The 21,707-nt window shown below is 66.5% G+C and carries 19 protein-coding genes; 7 read left to right on the top strand and 12 right to left on the bottom strand.

All coding sequences use genetic code 11. The annotated features are described in order from the left end of the window. Positions 1–6: 6 nt before the first annotated feature. The gene (locus FNL14_RS06730; protein ID WP_142058709.1) at positions 7–864 is read right to left on the bottom strand and encodes a hydroxymethylpyrimidine/phosphomethylpyrimidine kinase; all 858 of its coding nucleotides are present in this window, start codon (positions 862–864) and stop codon (positions 7–9) included. Positions 865–1,024: 160 nt separating this feature from the next. Between FNL14_RS06730 and FNL14_RS06735 the strand changes: the two genes are divergently transcribed. After that, the gene (locus FNL14_RS06735) at positions 1,025–1,741 is read left to right on the top strand and encodes a queuosine precursor transporter (RefSeq protein ID WP_142058711.1); all 717 of its coding nucleotides are present in this window, start codon (positions 1,025–1,027) and stop codon (positions 1,739–1,741) included. Here FNL14_RS06735 and FNL14_RS06740 read toward each other — a convergent pair whose 3' ends face one another. The 6 genes from FNL14_RS06740 to FNL14_RS06765 form a co-directional block, all read right to left on the bottom strand. After that, entirely contained in the window at positions 1,742–2,491 is a 750-nt protein-coding gene (locus tag FNL14_RS06740; RefSeq protein WP_142058713.1) for a dienelactone hydrolase family protein, read from the bottom strand. Between the two features lie 34 nt (positions 2,492–2,525). After that, complete coding sequence (tgt, locus tag FNL14_RS06745) at positions 2,526–3,854, bottom strand: tRNA guanosine(34) transglycosylase Tgt (protein ID WP_142058715.1); 1,329 nt, start codon at positions 3,852–3,854, stop codon at positions 2,526–2,528. 33 nt (positions 3,855–3,887) lie between these two features. Then, positions 3,888–4,613 (bottom strand): SRPBCC domain-containing protein, encoded by a 726-nt coding sequence (locus FNL14_RS06750; protein WP_142058717.1) that lies wholly within the window; start codon positions 4,611–4,613, stop codon positions 3,888–3,890. 60 nt (positions 4,614–4,673) lie between these two features. Next, on the bottom strand, positions 4,674–5,726 hold the full coding sequence (locus FNL14_RS06755) for a DUF6707 family protein (RefSeq protein ID WP_142058719.1): 1,053 nt from the start codon (positions 5,724–5,726) through the stop codon (positions 4,674–4,676). Between the two features lie 87 nt (positions 5,727–5,813). Further along, entirely contained in the window at positions 5,814–6,353 is a 540-nt protein-coding gene (locus FNL14_RS06760) for an NUDIX hydrolase family protein (RefSeq protein ID WP_050056434.1), read from the bottom strand. A 9-nt stretch (positions 6,354–6,362) separates the two neighbouring features. Then, complete coding sequence (locus FNL14_RS06765; RefSeq protein WP_142058720.1) at positions 6,363–7,097, bottom strand: VOC family protein; 735 nt, start codon at positions 7,095–7,097, stop codon at positions 6,363–6,365. Positions 7,098–7,201: 104 nt separating this feature from the next. On the opposite strand from FNL14_RS06765, the gene FNL14_RS06770 reads away from it, so the two are divergent. Both FNL14_RS06770 and FNL14_RS06775 read left to right on the top strand, forming a co-directional pair. After that, entirely contained in the window at positions 7,202–7,801 is a 600-nt protein-coding gene (locus tag FNL14_RS06770) for a YdeI family protein (RefSeq protein WP_142058722.1), read from the top strand. A 111-nt stretch (positions 7,802–7,912) separates the two neighbouring features. Next, positions 7,913–9,895, top strand: coding sequence for a glycoside hydrolase family 32 protein (locus tag FNL14_RS06775; protein WP_142058724.1), 1,983 nt, complete (start codon positions 7,913–7,915; stop codon positions 9,893–9,895). Between the two features lie 12 nt (positions 9,896–9,907). Here FNL14_RS06775 and FNL14_RS06780 read toward each other — a convergent pair whose 3' ends face one another. The 4 genes from FNL14_RS06780 to FNL14_RS06795 form a co-directional block, all read right to left on the bottom strand. Continuing rightward, a complete protein-coding gene (locus FNL14_RS06780) occupies positions 9,908–11,065 on the bottom strand; it encodes an ABC transporter ATP-binding protein (RefSeq protein ID WP_181762558.1) in 1,158 nt (385 codons plus the stop codon). Then, on the bottom strand, positions 11,062–12,654 hold the full coding sequence (locus FNL14_RS06785; protein ID WP_181762559.1) for an iron ABC transporter permease: 1,593 nt from the start codon (positions 12,652–12,654) through the stop codon (positions 11,062–11,064). The genes FNL14_RS06780 and FNL14_RS06785 overlap by 4 nt, the downstream gene beginning before the upstream one ends. Positions 12,655–12,658: 4 nt before the next feature. Further along, entirely contained in the window at positions 12,659–13,708 is a 1,050-nt protein-coding gene (locus FNL14_RS06790) for an iron ABC transporter substrate-binding protein (protein WP_142058726.1), read from the bottom strand. A 162-nt stretch (positions 13,709–13,870) separates the two neighbouring features. Next, complete coding sequence (locus tag FNL14_RS06795) at positions 13,871–15,076, bottom strand: glycoside hydrolase family 76 protein (RefSeq protein WP_142058728.1); 1,206 nt, start codon at positions 15,074–15,076, stop codon at positions 13,871–13,873. A gap of 135 nt (positions 15,077–15,211) precedes the next feature. Between FNL14_RS06795 and FNL14_RS06800 the strand changes: the two genes are divergently transcribed. Both FNL14_RS06800 and FNL14_RS06805 read left to right on the top strand, forming a co-directional pair. Further along, on the top strand, positions 15,212–16,018 hold the full coding sequence (locus FNL14_RS06800) for a 3-hydroxyacyl-CoA dehydrogenase (protein WP_091422400.1): 807 nt from the start codon (positions 15,212–15,214) through the stop codon (positions 16,016–16,018). Then, entirely contained in the window at positions 16,015–17,220 is a 1,206-nt protein-coding gene (locus FNL14_RS06805) for an acyl-CoA dehydrogenase family protein (RefSeq protein WP_142058730.1), read from the top strand. Before FNL14_RS06800 ends, FNL14_RS06805 begins: the two co-directional genes overlap by 4 nt. 58 nt (positions 17,221–17,278) lie before the next feature. Here FNL14_RS06805 and FNL14_RS06810 read toward each other — a convergent pair whose 3' ends face one another. After that, the gene (locus FNL14_RS06810; protein WP_142058732.1) at positions 17,279–18,115 is read right to left on the bottom strand and encodes a DUF1684 domain-containing protein; all 837 of its coding nucleotides are present in this window, start codon (positions 18,113–18,115) and stop codon (positions 17,279–17,281) included. 117 nt (positions 18,116–18,232) lie between these two features. Here FNL14_RS06810 and FNL14_RS06815 point away from each other — a divergent pair, with 117 nt between their 5' ends. Further along, complete coding sequence (locus FNL14_RS06815; RefSeq protein WP_142058734.1) at positions 18,233–18,775, top strand: hypothetical protein; 543 nt, start codon at positions 18,233–18,235, stop codon at positions 18,773–18,775. A 113-nt stretch (positions 18,776–18,888) separates the two neighbouring features. Beyond that, positions 18,889–21,699 (top strand): phosphoenolpyruvate carboxylase, encoded by a 2,811-nt coding sequence (gene ppc, locus FNL14_RS06820; RefSeq protein WP_142058736.1) that lies wholly within the window; start codon positions 18,889–18,891, stop codon positions 21,697–21,699. The last annotated feature ends 8 nt before the right edge of the window (positions 21,700–21,707 follow it).

Below are 21,707 nucleotides of genomic sequence, written 5' to 3' on the forward strand. Positions count from 1 at the left end.
AACAAGCTAGCGCGGGCCGCCCTGCCACAGGGCATCAAACGGCGCACCGGAGGCCACGCGGTTCCGGATCCCGGCGGTAACAAACGCTTTCGCTGTCCGTGCCGCCTCCAGCGGCGCCGCGCCCTTGGCCAGTTCGGCGGTGACCGCGGCGGCCAAGGAACACCCTGCTCCGGACACCGCCACCTCGCCCACCTTCTCGGCGCGCAGCACCTCAAGGGTCTCGCCGTCGTAGAAAACGTCGACGGCGTCCGGGCCTTCCAGCCGCACCCCGCCCTTGGCGAGCACTGCTGCACCGCTGAGCTCGTGGATACGCACGGCTGCTGCCTTCAGGGACTCCACGTCCGTGATCTCCAGGCCGGAGAGGGATTCCGCCTCGAAGTGGTTGGGCGTCACGAAGGTGGCCAGCGGAAGGATCTGCGACTTCAGCGCCTGGTCGGTGTCCAGGGCGTGTCCTGGTTCCTGGCCCTTGCAGATCAGCACCGGGTCCAGCACCACGTTGCGGAACCCGCCCCCGTCCAGTGCGCCTGCCACTGTGCTGATGGTGGCCGGGCTGCCCAGCATTCCGATTTTCACCGTGTCCAGTACGGACGGCGCGCCCGACAACGGACCGTAAGCTGCCGTCGTTGCCTCCAGCTGGTCGGCGATCACCTGCTGGTCCACCGGCACGAAGCGGTGGTTCCAGCTGTCGTTCGGGTTGAAGGACACGATGCAGGTCAGGTTGGCGATGCCAAAGACCCCCAGCTCCTGGAAGGTCTTCAGGTCGGCCTGCGCACCGGCACCGCCGGTGGCTTCGGATCCCGCGATCGTCAGGACGACGGCGGGAGCTGCTGCGGGGGACTGGACATCGGTAGAAACGGAAGTCATTGCACCATCCTGCCATCCGCCGTCGACCGTCCGCTTTGTGTGCCTGAACAGTGCCCCGAACAGCACCCGTTCAATGGGACAATGGGGCGGACAGTGCTAATACAGCCGGCCGCCCCGCATTCTTTCCGGGCCCCGAGCGAACCACTACGAACGGAACCCCATGCCCTCAGCCCCAGGCCAGAACGCCGCGCCCCAAACCACTCATGCCGGCAGCGGCGCCAGGTTCGCTTCCATCGGTTCCCCCTACTTCGGGATCATGCTGGCGGTGATGGCCGTGGTGCTGATCCTGTCCAATATCGGTGCTTCAAAGGGTGTGGCGATCGGCCCCATCATCACTGACGGTGGCTTCTTCCTGTTCCCGCTGGCGTACATCCTGGGCGACGTCATCAGCGAGGTCTACGGCTTCACGGTGGCCCGCAAAGCCATCTTCACCACCTTCGCGCTGTCCGTGTTCGCGTCCCTCTGCTACTGGGTGATCATCGCGCTGCCCGGCTTCGACGACGACTATGGAACGTCCAAGCAGGCCGCGCTGGAAGGCGCCCTGGGCCCCGTTCCCCAGATTGTGCTCGCCTCGCTGCTGGCGTTCCTCGCCGGGCAGACCATCAACTCCTGGATCCTGGTGAAGATGAAGGCCCGCTCCGGGGAGAAGTCCCTGTGGGCGCGGCTGATGGGCTCCTCAGGTGCGGGTGAACTCGTGGACACCCTGATCTTCTGCAGCATCGCCGCGTCCGTCATCGGCATCACCGACTTCGGAACGTTCCTGAACTACGTGGTGGTGGGCTTCGTGTACAAGACCCTGGTGGAATTCATTTTTGTGCCGGTCACGTCCCTGGTGATCGGCTGGGTCAAGAAGCGCGAACCGAGCTACGGCGCGTAGCTAACCCTTGAGGGTGGCGTCGAGCAGCGCCCGCAGCTCCCGGAAGTGACGTTCCGTCGCCTCGGCGTGGAAGGCCGAGGTGTCCGCCATGGAATAGCCGTGGGAGGCTCCGGGGTAGATCTCGTTCGAGGACTCAAGGCCGGCGGACTGGAGCGCCTCGCCCAGCCTGGCGACGGCGTCGGGAGCCATGCTTGGGTCGTGGTCGGCGTGGCCGAATACAAACCGGGCGCGGGCCCGGGCAAGTCCGAGGTGGGGGCTGTCCGGAGCGTCGGTGGCCAGTCCGCCGCCATGGAAGCCGGCGCAGGCTGCCACCACATCCGGCCGTGCCGTTGCGGTGCGGACGGCCAGCCTGGCTCCCATGCAGTAGCCGAAGGCGCCGATCGGGCCCGGCGCTACGCCGTCGAGCGCGCCAAGCGCCTTGACCCACGCGTCCACGTCAGCCACTGCTCTGTCCGCAGTGAGCCGACCGACCCTCGGGAAGGCGGCCTTGCCGGCGGTTTCCCTGCCCTCCGGCGTGGTCATGTCAGTGGTGGGAGCGAGCTCGGCGGCCTTGCCTTCACGGTAGAAGACGTTCGGCGCCAGGACGATGTAGCCCCAATCGGCCACCCTTTGGGCCATGTCCTGGATGCGGGGGCGCAGGCCGAAGGCGTCCATGTAGAGGATGACGCCGGGAAAGGGGCCGGTGCCGGTGGAGGGCCGGGCCACGAGGGCCTCGGCGGTGCCAGCTGCGGCGGGAATTTCGATGGGCATGGGGTCAGGATATCGGAACCGGCGGGGGCATTACTCAGGAGTAATACTGGCCCAGCGTCTCGGCCTTGAACTCGAAGAAGGTGCCGGATTCGATGGCCAGCCGGGCGTCATCCACCATTTTCACCACAAACCGCTCGTTGTGGATGGAGATCAGGGTGGCGGAGAGCATCTCCTTGGCCTTGAACAGGTGGTGGATGTAGGCCCGCGAGTAATGCGTGCAGGTGTAGCAGTCGCAGCCGTCCTGGAGCGGACCGAAATCGCGCTTGTACTTTGCGCCGGAGAGGTTGAAGCGGCCCTGCGGGGTGTAGAACGCCGAGTTCCTGGCCACGCGGGTGGGGGAGACACAGTCGAAGGTGTCGGCGCCGTTTTCGATGGCGGTGAAGATGTCGTCCGGCTCGGAGATGCCCAGCAGGTGGCGTGGTTTGTCCTCGGGAAGCTCCTCGTTGCACCACCGGACAATCGTTCCCAGCTTCTCTTTTTCCAGAGCCCCGCCGATGCCGAAGCCGTCAAACGGCATGGCGCCGAGGTCCCGGCAGGCCTTCCGGCGCAGGTCCTCGTACTGGGCGCCCTGGATCACGCCGAACAGGGCCTGGTACGGCTTCCCCGCCCGCGAATCCGTCAGCCGGAAGTGCTCCGCGATGCACCGCTCCGCCCACAGCCGCGTGCGCTCCAGCGACTCCTCCTGGTAGCCCCGGGAATTCTGCAGGGTGGTCAACTCGTCAAAGGCAAACATGATGTCCGCGCCGATCTGGTGCTGGACCTGCATGGAGATTTCGGGGGAGAAGCGGTGCCTGTCGCCGTTCAGGTGCGATTTGAACCAGACGCCGTCGTCGTCGATGTGGGCCAGGCGCTCCTTGCCTGGGGCCACGGCGTCATCGGGCCCGGACGCATCAACGGACTTCATGTCGATGACTTTCTTGAACCCCGAGCCCAGGCTCATCACCTGGAAGCCGCCCGAGTCGGTGAACGTGGGCCCGGACCAGTTCATAAAGGCACCCAGGCCGCCGGCCTCATCGAGGATGTCCGCGCCGGGTTGCAGGTACAGGTGGTAGGCGTTAGCCAGCAGGGCCTGAGCGCCAAGGTCCGCCATGGATTCGGGCAGCACGGCCTTCACCGTGGCCTTGGTCCCGACGGCGATGAACGCCGGCGTCCGGATCTCACCATGGGGAGTGGTGATGGTGCCGGTGCGGCCCAGGAATTCCCCGCCGTTGGCCGAAACCTGGGCTGCGGACGGCGGGCACGCCTCCGCGAGGCGGGAACCGACGCGGAAACCGAACTCAGACTGCCGGGACAGCGCGGTTTCCCCGGCGGGGGCAGCCGCCGGGGCAGAAGGGGACGAAGCGGAAGCAGTGTTGGCTGGCACCGTACCAGTGTGCCAGCAAATGGGGCAGGCCCCTCAGCTCACGGGTTCCGCTGTGGGGTAGTTCTCAGCCCGCCAGGAGTCCCAGGACGAACGGATTTCATCGACCCTGGCCGCGCCCAGGTCGTAGGTGGAAATAACCACCAGGGACCCGCCGTCGGGCCGGACATCCGCAATCTTTGGCTGGTCAGCAACAATCAGCAGCCCGTCGCCGTGCTCCGCGTAGCTGTGGACGGTGAGCCCTACCTGATGGTTGCTCCGGTACCAGACCTTCCCGGAGATCTCCTCGCCGGTGGCCAAGGTCAGCGTGTACTCCTTGCCCGGGGCCGGAACGTCCGAAAGGCCGAGTTTTTCAATGGCGGAACCAGGGCCGCCGGGCACCTGGAGGAACAGGGTGTGGCGCTTGCCGTGCGGATGGCGCTCAAGGGCGAAGCGGAGTTGCTGCAGGAAGGTCAGCCAGCCCTGGGTGATGTCCTCATCCCAGGCAGCCCACTCTGAATTATGGTCCAGCGCTGCCCGGGTGATGCTGACGCGCGTCCCGTTCGGCTCAGGATGGAGCTCGAAGACGTCGCCGCCGTGGACTGTGAAGCTGGTGTGGTCCGGCGACTCCTCCTGGTCCCCTGAGAAGTAGATCTGCTTGATCTCGGCGTCAAGGTCCTCGGCCTGCCAGCCGTGCCATTGGGCCACCTTGGACGGTTCGCGCAGCATCGTCCAGACCTGCGGCGCGTCAGCATTGATCACAACGCTCAGATTGTTAGTCATAGCCCCGAATGTACAACCCCTGCCCGGCGCCGGGTAGGGGGTATTTGTCCACCCTGGAGTTCAGGAGCGGACGGCCTCAAGTTCGTTGCTGATGCGGCGCTCGAGCTCGCCGGGCAGGATGGTCTCGGAGCCTCCGTGTGCCCGCAGGAACAACAGGGATTCGAGCCGCAGCAGCCGCCATTCGCGCTCTGCCTCGTGGTTGGAGTTATCGATGGACCGGAAGATTTCCTTGTCGTACAGGTTGGGCTCGTTGAGCGAGCGCTGCCGCACCTTGGCGGCCATCCGGGCCTTGAAGGGGTCCGTTTCCTGGTTTTCCGGGGTGCGGAGCAGCTTTTCGTAGACCTCGGCCCGCGCTTCCTGGCCGTTCTGCCGGCAAATGTAGCTGGAGAGCGCCAGGGAGGCTTCCACGGAGGCCCACCGGCCGGGGTTCCCGTCATAGGGCAGCACGTTGAGCAGGTCCGCTACGGCCAGGGAACCGTCCGAGTCCTTGAGGGTGATGAAGAGTTCGTGGGCGAGGTCGCTAAGGTCTTTCAGGCAGCTGCCGGACTTGAAGTTAACCCCCTTCGCCAGCCGGTCGGCCAGCAGCAGCACACCTTCCGCGTCCGGGTGGGCTTCGGCCGCGGCTTCCACCACAGACTCCGGCGTCCCCTTCGGCGCCGGGATCAGGGCAAGTTCCTCTTCACCGGGGCCGGTGACCGCCGGCGGGACAGCAGGCAGGGGTGGCACGACGACGGCGGGAGCAGCAGGTGCCGCAGCCGCCCCTCCGCCGGGCTGCACCAGCCCGGCCTCCTTAGCGGGTCCCGCTTCCCCGGCGGCGCCAACGGCCCCGGCAGTGCCCGCCACCACGGCGGGGGTGGCCTGCAGCGGAAGCTGCGTGACGCCGTCGAACGCTCCGTCCACCACAGTCACCGACGTGCCCACGGCGATGCGCAAGGTGCCTCCGCCGGACAGGCTGGCGAGGACCAGCGCGGGCGCGCCGAAATCGTCCTGCTCAAGCTCAACCTGGCGGATTTCCGCTGTCCGCTCACCGTCCGGCAGCAGGATGTGGCTGCCGGTGGTCAGAGATCCAGCCTGCTGTTCGCTGTAGTTCCGGGCGGCTGGTGTTTCGGTCATGGGAGTCCTTAAGTTCTCTTGCGGTCCGCCCTACAGTCTACAAAGGAGGGCGCCGGAAGTCGGGGACGCCGGGTGCTGCCGAGGGTGTCAGAACCCTACGCCCGCGAAGGCAAGCGCCTGCCGGATCAGGCCGCCGCGCCCCCCGCTGAACTCCATCTGTACGCCGGGGCTCAGGACTTCCTCGGGGGTCATCCAGGTCAGCTCCAGGGCGTCCTGGCGCGGTTCGCATTCGCCCGTTACAGGGATGACGTAGGCCAGGGACACGGCGTGTTGCCGCTCATCAGTGAAGCCGGTCTGGGACGGGGCAGGGAAGTACTCCGCCACCGTGAAGGGGACGGGGCTGATGGGCAGCTGCGGAAACGCCAGCGGGCCAAGGTCCTTTTCCATGTGCCGGAGAAGGGCTGCCCGGATGGTTTCGCGGTAGATGACGCGCCCGGACACCAGCGAACGGACCATGGTGCCGTCCTCGTCGGCCTGGAGCAGGGTTCCCACTTCGTTGACGAAACCCAGCGGATCGAGCCGGACCGGCACAGCCTCCACGTACACCATGGGCAGCCGCCCGCGCGCCTCAAAAAGGTCTTCTTCGGAGAGCCAGCCGGGATTCGGGTCAGGTGTGCGCACGTTCATGCTTAAGTTCTACCCCATGGGACGGCGCCCGGAGACCCACACCGCCCCCGGCACGTGGTCCGCGCCGGACCCGGCGTCCGGGTTGGCCACGTGGAGGGTGCTGCCAAAGGCCTCCTCCGTCACGGTTGCCTCAAACCCCGCGGAGGCGAGGCGTGCCCGCAATGGTTCCAGGCCGCCGTCGTACTCAAAACCCAGGCCGGACCGGGGCGTGCCCGCGGCCGGACGCACCAGAAGCACCCCTCCGTTTTTGGCCGTGAAGTCGGCGGTTTCGTCAGCGTCAGGCACCGGGCGGGGACGGGCGCCAATATGCTGCAGGGTCCGTGTTGCCGAGGCTGTGTCCTCCGTAAACCAGACCCCGACGACGGCCAGGGCCGGGTCAGCGTCGGCGCACTGGGCCGTGTGGACGGCCTTGTCGGCCAGGAAAGTGAATCCGTCCGGTGCTGTGATCCGGCAGGTTTCGCCGTGGCCCGCCGTAATGATTTCCGCGGGGGTGGTTCCAGCATCCCGGGCCGAGAGGTTGGTGCGGCGGGCGAACTCCGCAAGGTCACCCACCTCCACTGCGAATGCGGTGGTTCCGTCCTCGACTGCTCCGTCCGGAACGGCGTGGAGGGCAAGGCGGCCCGAACCGGCGTCGAACACCTGCCACCCGGGCTCATTTTCGGTGCGGACCATGCCCAACTCGGTGAGCAGCAGCTCCCAGACATCGGTCCTGGACGTGAAATGGAGCGGTCGGACACGCAGCATGGTCTTTCCTTTTGTTCGGTGAAGCGGGCGTAAGGCCATGGTGCCACGGCCGGTGTCTGCCGGGGAGGGGTTGTGCCGTCCCGGGTCACAGGCAGAATAGGGCCATGGCTGTTGAACTCGAGGAACTGCTGGTGCCGGACGCCGCCGCCTGGCGCGGCTGGCTGGAGGAAAACCACAAGACCAGCCGTGGCGTGTGGCTGGTCCTGCATAAAAAGGGCGGGCAGGTCACGGCGCTGGACTATGCGGCGGCGCTGGATGAGGCGCTGTGCTTCGGCTGGATCGACGGCCAGGGCAAGAGCCGGGACAGCGAAACATCACTGCAGCGGATGACGCCGCGTGGTCCCAAAAGCCCGTGGTCTGCCCGGAATGTCGGCCATGTGGCCCGGCTGGACGCCGAGGGCCGGATGACAGACGCCGGCTGGGCAGCCGTGAATGCCGCCAAGGCGGACGGCCGCTGGGACAAGGCGTATGACGGGCAGGCCACGGCCGAGGTTCCAGCGGATCTGGCCGCCGCCATCGCCGCCGTTCCGGCCGCCCAGTCGATGTTCGATGTCCTCACCAAAACCAACCGGTTCGCCCTGATTTACCGGACCAACTCTGTCAAGCAGGCCGCCACCCGCGAACGGAAAATTGCCGGATTCGTGGAGATGCTGGCCCGCGGCGAGACGCCATACCCGCAGAAGAAGCGGCCGGCCGGGATGTAACAGTAATTGGGTCCTGGCGTGTGAACGCGTAGGGTTGATGGTTCACTTGCGCTGATGCCGCCTCCTCATCCGGGGGGCGGCATTTGTGTGTTCGGCGACGGAACGAAACCCATGATCCGCAAATCCTTCAAAACTCCCCGCGCTTTCCCGGGCCGCCCTTGGTGGTGGGCAGCCGCGGCGGCCGCTGCCGCCCTGGTGGTGGTCCTCTCCCTGGTCCTGTCCGGCAACGCCGGTTCCGGGGCAGGCGCCAAGGCCGGCCATGTCCTTGGCAGCGTCGCAGCTGCCCAGGCCGCTGCCCGGGAGCAGACGGGTGCCTACGCCTCGCTGTGGCTCAAGGGTAACGACCGGACGCTGGCGGAGCGCGGGAAGGACATACCTGCGGAGGGCGCGGAGGATGTGCGCAGCATCGAGTGCGGCAGCGGCTGGCTGGCCGGGGTCCGGATGGACGGCCAGGTTTTCCTGCGCAGCAGCACAGCGGACGCCGTGCGGCAGGATACGGAGGAGGTGCAGCTTCCGGAATGCATCAGTTCCGAGGCGCGGGACGCCCTGCTCGCGGACCTGGGCGAGGAGCGGACCTGGCCTGCGGCCGATGCGGCCCAACTGCAGGCTCCTGCCGGGAACCCCGGGTACCGCCCGGCTTACCACCTCACCCCCGAGCAGCGGTGGATGAACGATCCGCAGCGCCCGTTCTTCCTGGACGGGCTGTGGCATTACTACTACCTCTACAACGCCGACTACCCCGAAGGGAACGGCACCGAGTGGTTCCACGCCACCAGCGCGGACCTGGTCCACTGGAAGAACGAAGGCGTGGCCATCCCCAAGTTCCGTAACGGGCTGGGGGACATCGAAACCGGGTCAGCCATCGTGGACACCGAAGGTACGGTCGGCTTCGGCAAAGGCGCGGTGGTGGCGATCCTTACCCAGCAGCACGACGGCGTCCAGCGCCAGTCCATGTTCTACTCCACGGACAACGGGTACAGCTTCACCAGCTACGACGGGAATCCCGTGATGGAGAATCCCGGCGCGGAGCACTGGCGCGATCCCCGGATTGTGCGCGACGAGGCCAACAACCAGTGGCTGATGCTGCTTGCAGAAGGCCACAAGATTGGCTTTTACACGTCGCAGGACCTGAAGCAGTGGAAGTACGTTTCCGGCTTTGAGCGCGAGGGCCTGGGCGTCCTCGAATGCCCTGACTTCTTCCAGCTGGACATCGATGGCGACCCGGCACGGCGCACCTGGGTGCTGGCTGCCAGTGCCAACGGCGCCGCGGACGGCCGGACCACCGGGCTGGCGTACTGGACGGGCAGCTGGGACGGCAAGGGATTCACGGCAGACGATGGCCACCAATGGCTCGACGCCGGATCTGACTTCTATGCCGCCGTGACCTGGGACGACCCGCGGCTGACCGACGGGCAGCGCAAGTCCTCCCGGCACGCGATCGGGTGGATGAACAACTGGGCCTACGCCCGCGAGCTGCCCACCAGGGACTGGTTCGGTGCAGCGTCAGTGGTGCGGGACATCCGTCTGGAGTCCGACGGCGGGCGGCTGGCCTTGGTGTCCACGCCCACCCCCGCCCTCAAATCCTTGGAGGGTGCCCCGACGCCGATACCGGCTGGACTGCTCCGGGACGGGCCTGGCGCTCCGCTGTCCATTCCGGCCAGCGGAGCGTTCAAGGTGGATGTTGAGCTTGGGAAGCCGGAATCGGGGAAAGGCGAAGCCCGTGTGCTCCTGCAAAGCGGCGGCAGGACCTATGCCACCGTCGGCTACGACTTTGCGACCGGCAAAGCTTTTGTTGCCAGGGACGGCGACGACGTTGCCGGCGCCCCGCGCCCTGACGCAGGCAGCGATAAGGCCGCGGGGCGCGACACGTACAGCCAGGTCCAGGCGTCGGATGGCGGCCCGGGAAGTGGAGCCGTCCGCCTGACGACCTACGTGGACAGGTCCTCGGTGGAAGTGTTTGTGGATGGCGGCAGGCAGAGCCTCACCTCGCTCGTCTTCCCGCCATCGGGCACCCAAGAGGTGCGCGTCACGGCGGCGGGCGGTCCCGTGAGCGTCAAAAGCGGCACAGTTACACCGCTCGCGGGAATCCGCTGAGGCGCAGCCCAGTCAGGGTTCGATGGGAAACGCCACGCCTTCGCCTACCACGCGAAGGCACAGCTCCATTCCGGGCCGGGCGATGGACGCGTTCCAGTGCCGGATGGTGATGATCTCGCCCCCGCCCGGGTACCTGTGGTCTGCGCCGCCGGCAAGCTCGGGCGGAAGCGCCAGCTTCAGCCGCACCGTGGTTTCCGGGCCGAAGTAGTCCGTGTCCACCACAACGCCGCGGATGGGGCTGTCCTCGGCAATCCGGATCTGTTCGGGCCGGAGCATCAGCTGCACCCGGCCCTGGGCAGGCGGCCGGCGGACAGGAATCCCGCCCAGGGAACACGTAGCCAGCGAACCTTCCATCCAGGCGTCGAGGATGACGGCGTCTCCCAGGAACTCTGCGGTGGCGCGGTCGGCCGGGCGGGTGTACACCACAAAGGGGTTGCCTGTCTGGGCCAGTTTCCCGCCGCGCATCACCGCCACCTGATCGGCGAAGGACAGGGCCTCGGCCTGGTCGTGGGTTACCAGGATGGTGGTGACGCCCGTTTCGGCCAGGACCTGGGCCACAGCCCTGCGGGTGGCTACCCGGAGGCCGGCATCAAGGGCGGAAAACGGCTCATCGAGGAGCATCAGTTCGGGTTCGCGTGCCAGCGCGCGGGCAAGGGCCACCCGCTGCTGCTGCCCGCCGGAAAGCTGGTGCGGGCGGCGCTTCGCCATGTCCGGATCCAGGGACACCATCTCCAGCAGTTCACCCACCCTGCCGGCGACGCCCCGGCGGCCTCCGGAGAGCTTTGCCGGATCCAGTCCGAACGCCACGTTCTGGGCCACTGTCAGGTGCGGGAAGAGTGCCCCGTCCTGCGCCACATAGCCGATCTTCCGCTTATGTGCCGGCACCCAGACACCATCACCGGCCACTGTGCTGCCGTTCAGCGCGATGCTGCCGGCCAGCGGGTGCTCGAAGCCCGCTATCAGCCGCAGGAGCGTGGTTTTGCCCGATCCGGAGGGACCAACTATTGCCGTGGTTCCGCCCTTGGCCACCAAAAGGTTCACCCCCCGCAGGACGTCCTGCGAGCCGAAGTTTTTGGTGACACCGGCGATCTCCAGGTGTGTGTTGGTGCTGGCTGCCACGGACGGGGCGATCCTTGGCTCCGGCAGCCGTGAGGTGGATTGTGCTGTCACTGTCCGGCCACTTTCTTGGACTGTTGGAAAAGGAGGTACGTCATGGGTGCCGAGAGCAGGATCATCAGCAGCGCATAGGGCGCGGCTCCCGCGTAGTCGATCTCGCTGCTCTTGCTCCAGAACTCGGTGGCCAGGGTGCGCGTCCCGTTGGGGGACAGCAGCAGCGTGGCGGTGAGCTCGTTGGTGATGGCAAGGAAAACCAGGGCGGCGCCGCCGGCAGCGGCAGGTGCGGTCAGCCGCAGGGTGACCCGAAGGAACGCGGCCAGCGGTGGCTTGCCCAGGGACTGCGCAGCCTCGTCCAGCTCCTTGGGTGCCTGGGCGAGCCCTGCCCGCAGGCTCACCAGGGCGCGCGGGAGGAACAACAGCACGTAGGCCGCCACCAGTACGCCGGCGGTCTGGTAGATGCCCGGAACCACGCGGATGCTGACGGTGACAAAGGCCAGGCCCACCACGATGCCAGGCATTGAGCTGGTGACGTAGTTGGAGAGCTCCAGGGACTTGCTGAACCAGCTCGGGTGGCGGACCGCGAGGTAAGCCATCGGAAACCCCACAACCGTGGTGGCGGCCGCGCCGGCAAGCCCGTAGGCCAGGGTTGTGGTGAGTGCGGGCAGGAACTCCGCAGCCGCCCATACAGGCGCGCCTCCCAGGGCAGTCCAGCGCAGGACGAAGAACAGGGGAAGCCCCACGGCGAGCAGGGTCAGCGCCAGCAGGAAGGCCTGGGCGGGAAGCTGGTATCCGCGCAGCGGCAGCCGCAGTGCCTTGGCCTGCGCACCGGGCCCCACCCGGGCGTACCTGGCCGAGCCGCGGCTGCGGACTTCGGCCAGCAGCAGGAGCAGGCAAAAGAACACCAGGACGCTGGCCAGCATGTTGCCCGCGGCGCCGTTGAACGTGGACTGGTACTGCACCATGATCGCGGTGGTAAAGGTATCGAAGCGGATCATGGCGAATGCCCCGTACTCAGCCAGCAGGTGGAGCCCCACCAGCAGGGCGCCGCCGGTCATGGCGATGCGGAGCTGGGGGAGCACCACCCGGAAGAACGTGGCCCAGTTGCCCAGGCCCAGCGCCGCCGCCGACTGCTCGATGGCGGGGTCCAGCCGGCTCAGGGACGCGGCAGCGGGAATGTACACCAGGGGGAAGTAGGACAGCGTCGCAATGAGTAAGCCGGAGCCCAGGCCGCCCAGGGACGGCACCGCCGAGACCCAGCCGTAGCTGTTGACGAAGGCCGGGATGGCCAGCGGCGCGGCCAGGAGCACTGCCCAGACCCGGTGCCCGCGCAGCGTTGTGCGTTCCACCAGCCAGGCGCCGGCCACCCCCAGGAGGAGGCACAGCGGCACCGTAATGACGGTGAGCAGCAGCGTGTTGAGCAGCAGTTCGAGCACCCTGGGCCGGAAAATCAGGCCGACGGCGGTGTCCCACCCGGTTGCCGCGGTCATGTACGCCACGTACCCCAGGGGCACGAGGGAGAAGAAGGCGATCAGTACGGCCAGGACGGACACCGCTGAAACGCCGAAAGGCGGGCGGGGCTGCTTGCCCCGGCCCGCCGTCGTCGTGCCCTTCCCTGATGGGGGAGCCGATAGATCGGTGCTCACGGTATTAGAGGAGTCCGGCCTTGGTCATCAGATCGGTGACCTTCGTGGAGTTCAGCTTGGCTGCATCAACCGTGGGGGCCTGCAGGTCCTTGATGGGAACCAGTTTGTCGTTGGCGGCAACCTCCGACGCAATGGCGTACTCGAAGGAGGTGCCGTTCTTCAGGACTTCCTGGCCCTTCTTGCCGGTGATGAACTTCAGGAACTGCTGGGCAGCTTCGGCGTTCTTGGAAGACTTCAGCACGCCGCCGCCGGAAACGGACAGGAAGGCGCCCGGGTCCTGGTTCTTGAAGTAGTACGGAGCGACGTTCTGCGAGTTCTCGCCGGTCTTGGCCTGGTCACCGTAGTAGTAGTAGTGGTAGATGAGGGCTGCATCCACTTCGCCGGCGTTGACTGCCTTCATGGCCGTGCTGTTGCCCTTGTAGGCCTTGAAGTTTTCCTTCATGCCCTTGAGCCATTCCTCAGTGGCGGCCTCGCCCTTGAGTTCGAGCAGTGCCGAAACGATGGCCTGGAAGTCGGCGCCGGTGGGCGAAGCAGCCCACTTGCCCTTCCACTCCGGGTTGGCCAGGTCAAGCATGGACTTGGGGAGCTTGTCCTCGGTGAGCTTGTTCTTGTCGTACACCAGGACGGTGGAGCGGGCGGCGATGCCGGTCCACTTGCCGGTGGAGGGAGCGAACTCTGCGGGGACCTGCTTGAGGGTTTCTTTGTCAACGTCGGCAAAGAGGCCCGCGTTTTCGACCTGCGTCATGGCGGGGGAGTTCTCAGTGAGGAACACATCCGCCGGGGACGCGGCGCCTTCCTGGATGATCTGGTTGGACAGCTCGGTGTCCGAACCCTGGCGCATGGTGACCTTGATGCCGGTCTCGGCCGTGAAGGCGTCGATCCATTCCTTGGTCAGGCTTTCATGCTGGGCGTTGTATACGGTGATGCCGCCCGACTCTGCTGCTTCGGATGTTCCATTGGCTGCGGGGGTGCCACTGCCGCCACAGGCGGACAGGCCGAGGGCGGCGCTGGCGGCGAGTGCGATGCCGGCCAGGGCGCGGTTGCGGATCTTCATTAAGGAGCTGCTTTCTGGGGAAAAGTCTCGGGGAACGAAGCCCCCATGGGCTTTCGGAGAAGATGCCCACGCAAGGAACTGTAGGGTAGGCAAACCTAAGAATATAGCCGGAAGGGGCCATTTGTGACGAGGCTCTCAAAAATTACGTGACTATGGCGTGACTTAATTCCGGAATCTTGACTCCACTGACGCCGCCGCTTCCAACGTCATCCATGCCTGGAGTTGGGTGGACAGCTCCACGGCGTTTCCGGGCGGGTACAGCCGGTCCGCCGGCTGGTCCGCATGCATCGAAAAAATGCTTGCAGCATGTCCGGGGCTGCCGGCCTCGGTGCTGTCCACAGGGCGCCGTCCGGTCCAAAAAGCAGCTGCCGTGTTCCTGACCAGCCCGGCCGCTGCTTCCCGTGTACCCGCCGGCAGCCGGCTGTCCGCAGCAGCCAGGGCCAGGTACCGGCACAGGATCCCGGTAAAGAGCCCGCCGTCGCCCGTTCCTTCACAGCGAAGGACCGGGCCGGCCACGCCTGATTCACCTGCCGGAACAGTCAGGCGGCGCTCCACCGCTGCCACCAGTGCAGCCGCCCTGGCAAGGTTCGCCTCACCGCCCAGCTCAAGGAGTGCGCCCAGGACCGGGCCCTGGTTGTAGGTGTAGATAGCCCGCTCGATCACCACATTCCCGTCCGGGCCGAGCCGGGCGCCGTCAAGGTACAGGCCCTGCTCCTTGTCCAAGAGGGTCGCATTTAGCCAGTCCAGCAGCTGTTGCGCCTTGGTCGGCTGTCCCGTGCGGGCATAGAAGAGGGCCACGGGGGCGGTGGCCGGGGTGTTCTTGAAATCGCGTTTCTTGCTCCAATAGGAACCGCCGCCCAGGTCGTCGGTGCACGCCGCATCGAACTGGAGGGTGAGGGTCCTGCGGACGGCCTCGTTGCGCCGCCGCCCCGGCCGGCGCGTCTCCTCCGCGAGTGTGTCCAGCCGAAGGGTGGCCAGGGCAAGCCAGGCCATGTCGTCGTAGTAGTTGTTGACGAATGTCAGGGCGTTGCGCAGCCGGATCCCGGTCACCAGCCGGGAGGCGAGCCTTCCAGCACTGGGATGCTCCGGGCCGTTGAACCTAGCGGCGGGGGTGGCGGCGTTGCCCAGTTCCCGGCGGCCCGCATCCACCAGGCAGTCAACGTAGTGGGCCTGCCACCAGTAGTGCCAAGGCTGGAGCAGTTTGCCCTTCACGTCGTCGCGCCAGCCGGGAACCGGCCACTGCACGGCGCCAAGATGTGTGCCCGGCAAGAAGAACAGCCTCCTGCCAAAGAGTGCGGTGACTGACCGGGCGGCCTCGTTGGCCCTTTCGTGCCAGTCAGCAGGAGTGGAAGCATCCGCGGAAGTCATGGCATCCACCCTAGCCGCGCCCACGGCAGCGCCGGGCAACGCCGGATGGTGCGCGGGCGGGGTAATTTCAGTTAACATTCACTAACTAACGCTTCGTGGACTTCGGCCGGAGCGCGCGCACATCAAGGAGGATGTATGGACGTCACAGGCAGCGTTGCGCTGATCACGGGAGGTGCCTCGGGTCTGGGCGCAGCTACTGCCCGCAGGCTGTTCGGCGCCGGAGCCTCGGTGGTTCTTGTTGACCTTCCATCCTCTGCCGGTGAAGCGTTTGCCGCGGAGCTGAACGGCGGAACAGCAGACAGCGGCGAAACGGATCAGTCCGCCGTCTTTGTCCCCGCGGACGTCACCAACGAAACGCAGGTGCAGGCCGCCGTCGACGCCGCCCAGGAGCTGGGCCCGCTCCGCATCGTGGTGAACTGCGCCGGCATTGCCACCCCGGGCAAGGTGCTGGGCCGGGATGGCGTGCTTCCCCTGGAGGCGTTCAACCGGGTCATCCAGGTCAACCTCCTGGGGACCTTCAACGTGCTCCGGCTGGCCGCGGCAGCCATGGTGTCCACCGAGCCCGTCACCTCGGAACTGGGCGGACCCGAACGCGGCGTCATCATCAATACCGCCTCGGTAGCAGCTTTTGAAGGGCAGATCGGGCAACCCGCCTACGCGGCCTCCAAAGGTGCCGTGGCGGCGATGACCTTGCCTGTTGCACGGGAGCTGGCGCGCTCGCTGGTGCGGGTGGTCACCATCGCACCGGGGATTTTCGAAACACCCATGATGGCGGGCCTGCCGCAAGAAGCCCAGGATTCGTTGGGCGCCCAGGTGCCGCACCCCTCGCGGCTGGGCAAGCCTGCCGAGTACGCGAACCTCGTGGCGCATATCGTGGACAACGCGATGCTGAACGGCGAAACCATCCGGCTGGACGGCGCCATCCGGATGGGACCGAAATGACCCTTCCTAAAACTGACGCGTTGCCGTCGGCGGATTTTTTCGCCGTCGAATCCCTGCTGAACCAGGCGGAGCGGGACAAGCTGGCTGAATTGCGGGAGTTCCTGGCCGCGGAAATCGCTCCCTATGCCGGCGACTGGTGGAACAAAGCGGAATTTCCCGCGCACATCCTGCCCAAACTCGCGGCCCTGCAGCTGAGCACCCCTGCGCAGCGGGGATACAGCCACCTGTTCGCCGGCCTGGTGATCGCCGAGATGACGCGGGTGGACACGTCCATTGCCACGTTCTTCCTGGTCCATCACGATCTCTTCGTTGAGTCGCTGTACGCCTTCGGCAGCCCCGGCCAGAAGCGGCGGCTGCTGGACGACGCCGCAAACCTGCGGATCACCGGCGCGTTCGCCCTCACCGAACCGAACCATGGTTCTGACGTGGCAGGCGGCATGGAGACGCGCGCCCGGCGGATTTCTTCCGCAACAGGCAGAACGGACGACGGCGGAGACACCTGGGTGCTGAACGGTGCCAAGCGGTGGATTGGCAACGGGACGTTCTGCGACTACATGCTGGTGTGGGCGCGGGACGAGGCGGACGGTTCGGTGCGGGGCTTCATTGTTGATGCCACCCTGCCGGGGGTTACCCGGACGCGGATCGAAAACAAGATCGCGCTGCGGACCGTGCAGAATGCCGACATCGTCTTTGACGACGTCCGGGTAGCTGAGGCGGACCGCTTCGCCGCCATCAGCAGTTTTGATGACACCAACGAACTGCTGCGCGGCTCGCGCATCATGGTGGCCTGGCAGACGGTGGGCCAGCAGCTGGCGGCCTTCGACGTGGCCCGGCAGTACGCCGTGGAGCGCCAACAATTTGGCCGCCCGCTGGCACAGTTCCAGCTGGTCCAGCAGCAATTGGTGACCATGCTTGGCAATGCGGTGGCCAGCATGGGCATGATGGCCGGGCTTGCCAGGCTGCAGGATGCCGGCGCCGCGGACATGCCGCAGGTGGCGCTCGCGAAGTCCTACTTGAGCGCGCGGATGCGTGAGACCGTGGCCCTGGGCAGGTCAATCCTGGGCGGAAACGGCATTGTCACCGACTACCGGATGGCGAAGATCTTCTCGGACGCCGAGGCCATCTACACGTACGAAGGATCGTTCGAGATCAACACCTTGATCGTGGGGCGGGCCATTACCGGACTTTCGGCCATTGTCTGACCTTCCGGTGGTTGAGCCGGTCGGATTTCGACGGGCTCAATCACCGGATTCCTCAGGCTCACTCACCGGGGTACGGCTGCATCTCGCCGGCCTCCACGCGCACGTCCAGTGAGTTGTTCTTCACCGGCATGGGGCAGGTCCCATAGGGCGTGAAGGCGCTGGGGTAGTTGATGGCCCGGTTGAAATCGAGGACCACGGATGCGTTTCCGGCTGCGTCGTGCCGCGGCCGGGGCATGGTGAGCTTGCGCCAGTCGTCGGTGGTTTCGCCGTTGGTTTCGTCGTGGAACGTGACAGTCAGGGCCCCGAGCTTTTCCTCCTCCGCCTGCAGCCGCATTTCGTGCGGACTCCCCGGCACACGGAACACCACTTCGCCCACGGTGCGGTGGATGCCGTCCACCAGCGGGTTGGCAGTGGCGATCGGAATGTTTACGGGCTCCGCATAGGGCTCGAACCGGCCAGTAATTTCCCAGTCCGGGTTGTAGGGGTAGGTGGGAACGCCCTGGAATTCGGTGAAAACGGGGGATTCCGAGTCCCTGGTCCGGATGGCGTAGCGGCCGCCCCGCATGGCCAGCTCAACCACCACCCGGACGCCGGCCTTACCGCCGAACTGGACCCACATCAGTGATTCTTCGTCGGCGAGTGACGCCGTTATGGTCCCAGCCACCGATTGCCCTGTCTCCACCAGCGTCAAACCGTCCGCGGGCACTGCGGTGAGTGACGCCGTCGTACCGTCCGTGGACCAGAGGCCGGGCACCAGGTCGAGGGCGGCCGGAGAGTCTTCAAGCCACTGGAAGGAGGTGAGGGTCAGCCAGCCGTGGCGGGCGGCCAGGGCCTTGTCCCGGTTGTCGCGGAAGCGCTGCCAGCGTTCCACCTTGGCGGCTGGAATGGTGTTCATGGTTCCCTTCGGAGGTTCGTTATGCCCCGGCTACAACGGCACTGTACCGGCTTTCATTCCGGAGAACGCGGCTCCTGGATGCCAACCCCGAGGCTGTCCGCACTGTTGAATAGTGGCGTGGACATCCTGGGAGCAATAAGCACTGACTGGCTCAAAGCCCTGACCTGGATCGCTGCCCTGGTGTGCGGGGCGGCGATGCTTGCCTGGCGGCGGCGCCGGCCGGACCAGGCGCTGCTGGCAGCCTTGCTGGTGTTTATCGCCGCGAGCGTGGGCGCCGGAATTTACGTCCTGAACCACGTGGGTGACCAGCGGTGGGGCAGCACCGGGCAGGAAGTCCGGCCGCCCAATCTAACTCAGGCCCCGGTGGTGGGGGACTTCCTGAAGCCGCTGCAAGGGGCCCTCGGCGACATGGCGGACGGCGTTAACGGCTTTATGGACTTCCAGTCCGCGCTTCCGGTGGCTCTCGACTTTTTCGCCGCGGCCGGCTGGGCCTTTGCAGCGTGCGTGCCGGTGGGCCTGCTGGTCCTGGCCGCCAGCATGCGGGCGGCCAGGCGGCGTAATGCCGAACTCACCGCCTATGGCAGCGAATTGGCGGCTCTGCGGGCGGAACTTGAGCGTGTGAAGCGGCACGTAGGTTACCCGGCAGATGACATTATCTGAGACGGATTCCCCGGTGACGCCGCGCTGCGGGTAGCATCTTTAGCTAGTAACGTGGCTCACAGTATCCAGCGCAGTGTACGAGCCCGGTCCGAAACCCTCGAAAGATAGCTTCCATGGCTCACACTGCAGCACATCCCGAATCAGACCTTGCCTCCGAACTGAGGGCAGACGTCCGCCGTGTCTCCACCCTCCTCGGCGAATCCCTGGTCCGCCAGCACGGGCCTGAGCTCCTGGACCTGGTAGAGCAGGTCCGCCTCCTCACCAAGGAATCCAAGGAAGCCGCCCGCGGCGGCGCCGATGCCACCGGCCCCTGGAGCGCGCACGACGTCGTGGCCCAGGTCCGCGAGCTCCTCGGTTCCCTGCCCATCGAGCAGGCCACGGACCTGGTACGTGCCTTCGCTTTCTACTTCCACCTCGCCAACGCCGCCGAGCAGGTCCACCGGGTGCGGGGCCTGCGGACCCGCGCGGAGAAGGACGGCTGGCTGGCCAAGACCGTCAACGAGATCGCCGCCCAGGCCGGGCCCAGCGTCCTCCAGGAAGTAGTGAACGGGCTTGATGTGCGGCCTATCTTCACCGCCCACCCCACCGAGGCCTCCCGCCGTTCGGTGCTGGACAAGATCCGCAAGCTCTCCGACGTCCTGGCCCAGCCCACGGCCGAAGGGACCACAGCCCGCCGCCGCCAGGACCGCCAGCTGGCTGAAATCATCGACCAGATGTGGCAGACCGACGAACTCCGCCAGGTCCGGCCCACCCCGGTGGATGAAGCCCGGAACGCCATCTACTACCTGGGCGGCATCCTCACCGACGCCATGCCCGAAATGCTGGCCGAATTCTCCGAACTGCTGGGCGAGCACGGCGTCAGCCTGGCGTCCAAGGAAGCCCCCATCCGGTTCGGGTCCTGGATCGGCGGCGACCGCGACGGCAACCCCAACGTCACCGCGGCAGTGACCCGGGAAATCCTGCAGATCCAGAACCAGCACGCGGTCCGGATCAGCATCGCCATGATCGACGAACTGATCTCCATCCTCTCCAACTCCACAGCGCTCGCCGGCGCGGACCAGCAACTGCTCGAGTCCATCGACGCGGACCTGAAAAAGCTGCCCGGCCTGGACCGCCGTGTCCTTGAACTGAACGCGCAGGAGCCCTACCGGCTGAAGCTCACCTGCATCAAAGCCAAACTCATCAACACCGGCAAACGCGTGGCCGCAGACTCCAACCACGAGCACGGCCGGGACTATAACGGCACCGACGAACTCCTGGCGGACCTCGAGCTGCTGGAACTCTCGCTCCGCAACCACTCGGCGTCGCTCGCCGCGGACGGTGCCCTGGCCCGCGTCCGCCGCGCCATCGCCTCCTTCGGCCTGCACCTGGCCACCCTGGACATCCGCGAACACGCCGACCACCACCACGACGCCGTGGGCCAGCTGATGGACCGGATCGGCGGCCCCGGCCTCCGGTACGCCGAGCTCAGCCGTGAGGAACGCTTCGAGGTGCTCGGTTCCGAGCTTGCCTCCCGCCGTCCGCTGTCCGGCCACCCGATCAAGCTCGACGGCGCCGCTGACGGCACGTACGACGTCTTCCGCGAGATCCGCCGTGCCCTGCGCACGTACGGTCCGGATGTCATCGAGACGTACATCATCTCCATGACCCGCGGCGCGGACGACGTCCTCGCCGCCGCCGTCCTGGCGCGCGAAGCCGGCCTGGTGAACCTTTTCGGCGAAAAGCCCTACGCGAAGATCGGGTTCGCGCCGCTGCTGGAAACGGTGGAGGAGCTCCGCGCCTCGGCCGAAATTGTGGACCGGCTGCTGTCCGATCCGTCCTACCGCGAACTGGTGCGGCTGCGCGGGGACGTCCAGGAGATCATGCTGGGCTACTCGGACTCCAACAAGGAATCCGGCGTGATGACCAGCCAGTGGGAGATCCACAAGACCCAGCGCAAGCTGCGGGACGTGGCTGCCAAGCACGGCGTCCGCGTCCGCCTGTTCCACGGCCGCGGCGGATCCGTGGGCCGCGGCGGCGGACCCACCTACGACGCCATCCTGGCCCAGCCCAACGGTGTGCTCGAAGGCGAAATCAAGTTCACCGAGCAGGGCGAAGTCATCTCGGACAAGTACTCACTGCCCGAACTGGCCCGCGAAAACCTCGAGCTGTCCCTCGCCGCCGTGCTGCAGGGTTCGGCCCTGCACCGGGATCCCCGGACCTCCGCGGACCAGCGCGAACGGTACGGGCACGTGATGGAAACCATTTCCGATGCCGCGTTTGACCGATACCGGAAGCTGATCGATGATCCGGACCTGCCGGCGTACTTTATGTCCTCCACCCCGGTGGAGCAGCTGGGCTCGCTGAATATCGGCTCCCGCCCCTCAAAGCGCCCGGATTCCGGTGCGGGCCTTGGCGGCCTGCGCGCCATCCCGTGGGTGTTCGGCTGGACCCAGTCCCGCCAGATCGTGCCCGGCTGGTTCGGCGTCGGCTCAGGGCTCAAGGCCGCCCGCGAGGCCGGCAACACCGCCCAACTGGTGGACATGTGGGAGAACTGGCATTTCTTCCGGTCGGTGCTGAGCAACGTGGAGATGACGCTCGCCAAAACGGACATGGACATCGCCGGATACTACGTGTCCACCCTGGTCCCGGAAGGCCTGCACCACATCTTCCGGGCCATCCGGGAGGAGTACGAGCTGACCGTGGCCGAGGTCCAGAACCTCACCGGTGAACGGCTGCTCCTGGACGCCCAGCCCACGCTCAAGCGCTCCCTCGAGATCCGCGACCAGTACCTCGATCCGATCAGCTACCTGCAGGTGGAACTCCTGCGCCGCGTCCGCGCCGAAAGCGGCACCATCAGCGAAGGCGAGATCGATGAACGCCTCCAGCGGGCCATGCTGATTACTGTCAATGGCGTGGCAGCAGGCCTCCGCAACACCGGGTAACTACCAAC

The sequence above is a fragment of the Pseudarthrobacter sp. B4EP4b genome (genome assembly GCF_006680095.1).
Classification (GTDB): domain Bacteria; phylum Actinomycetota; class Actinomycetes; order Actinomycetales; family Micrococcaceae; genus Arthrobacter.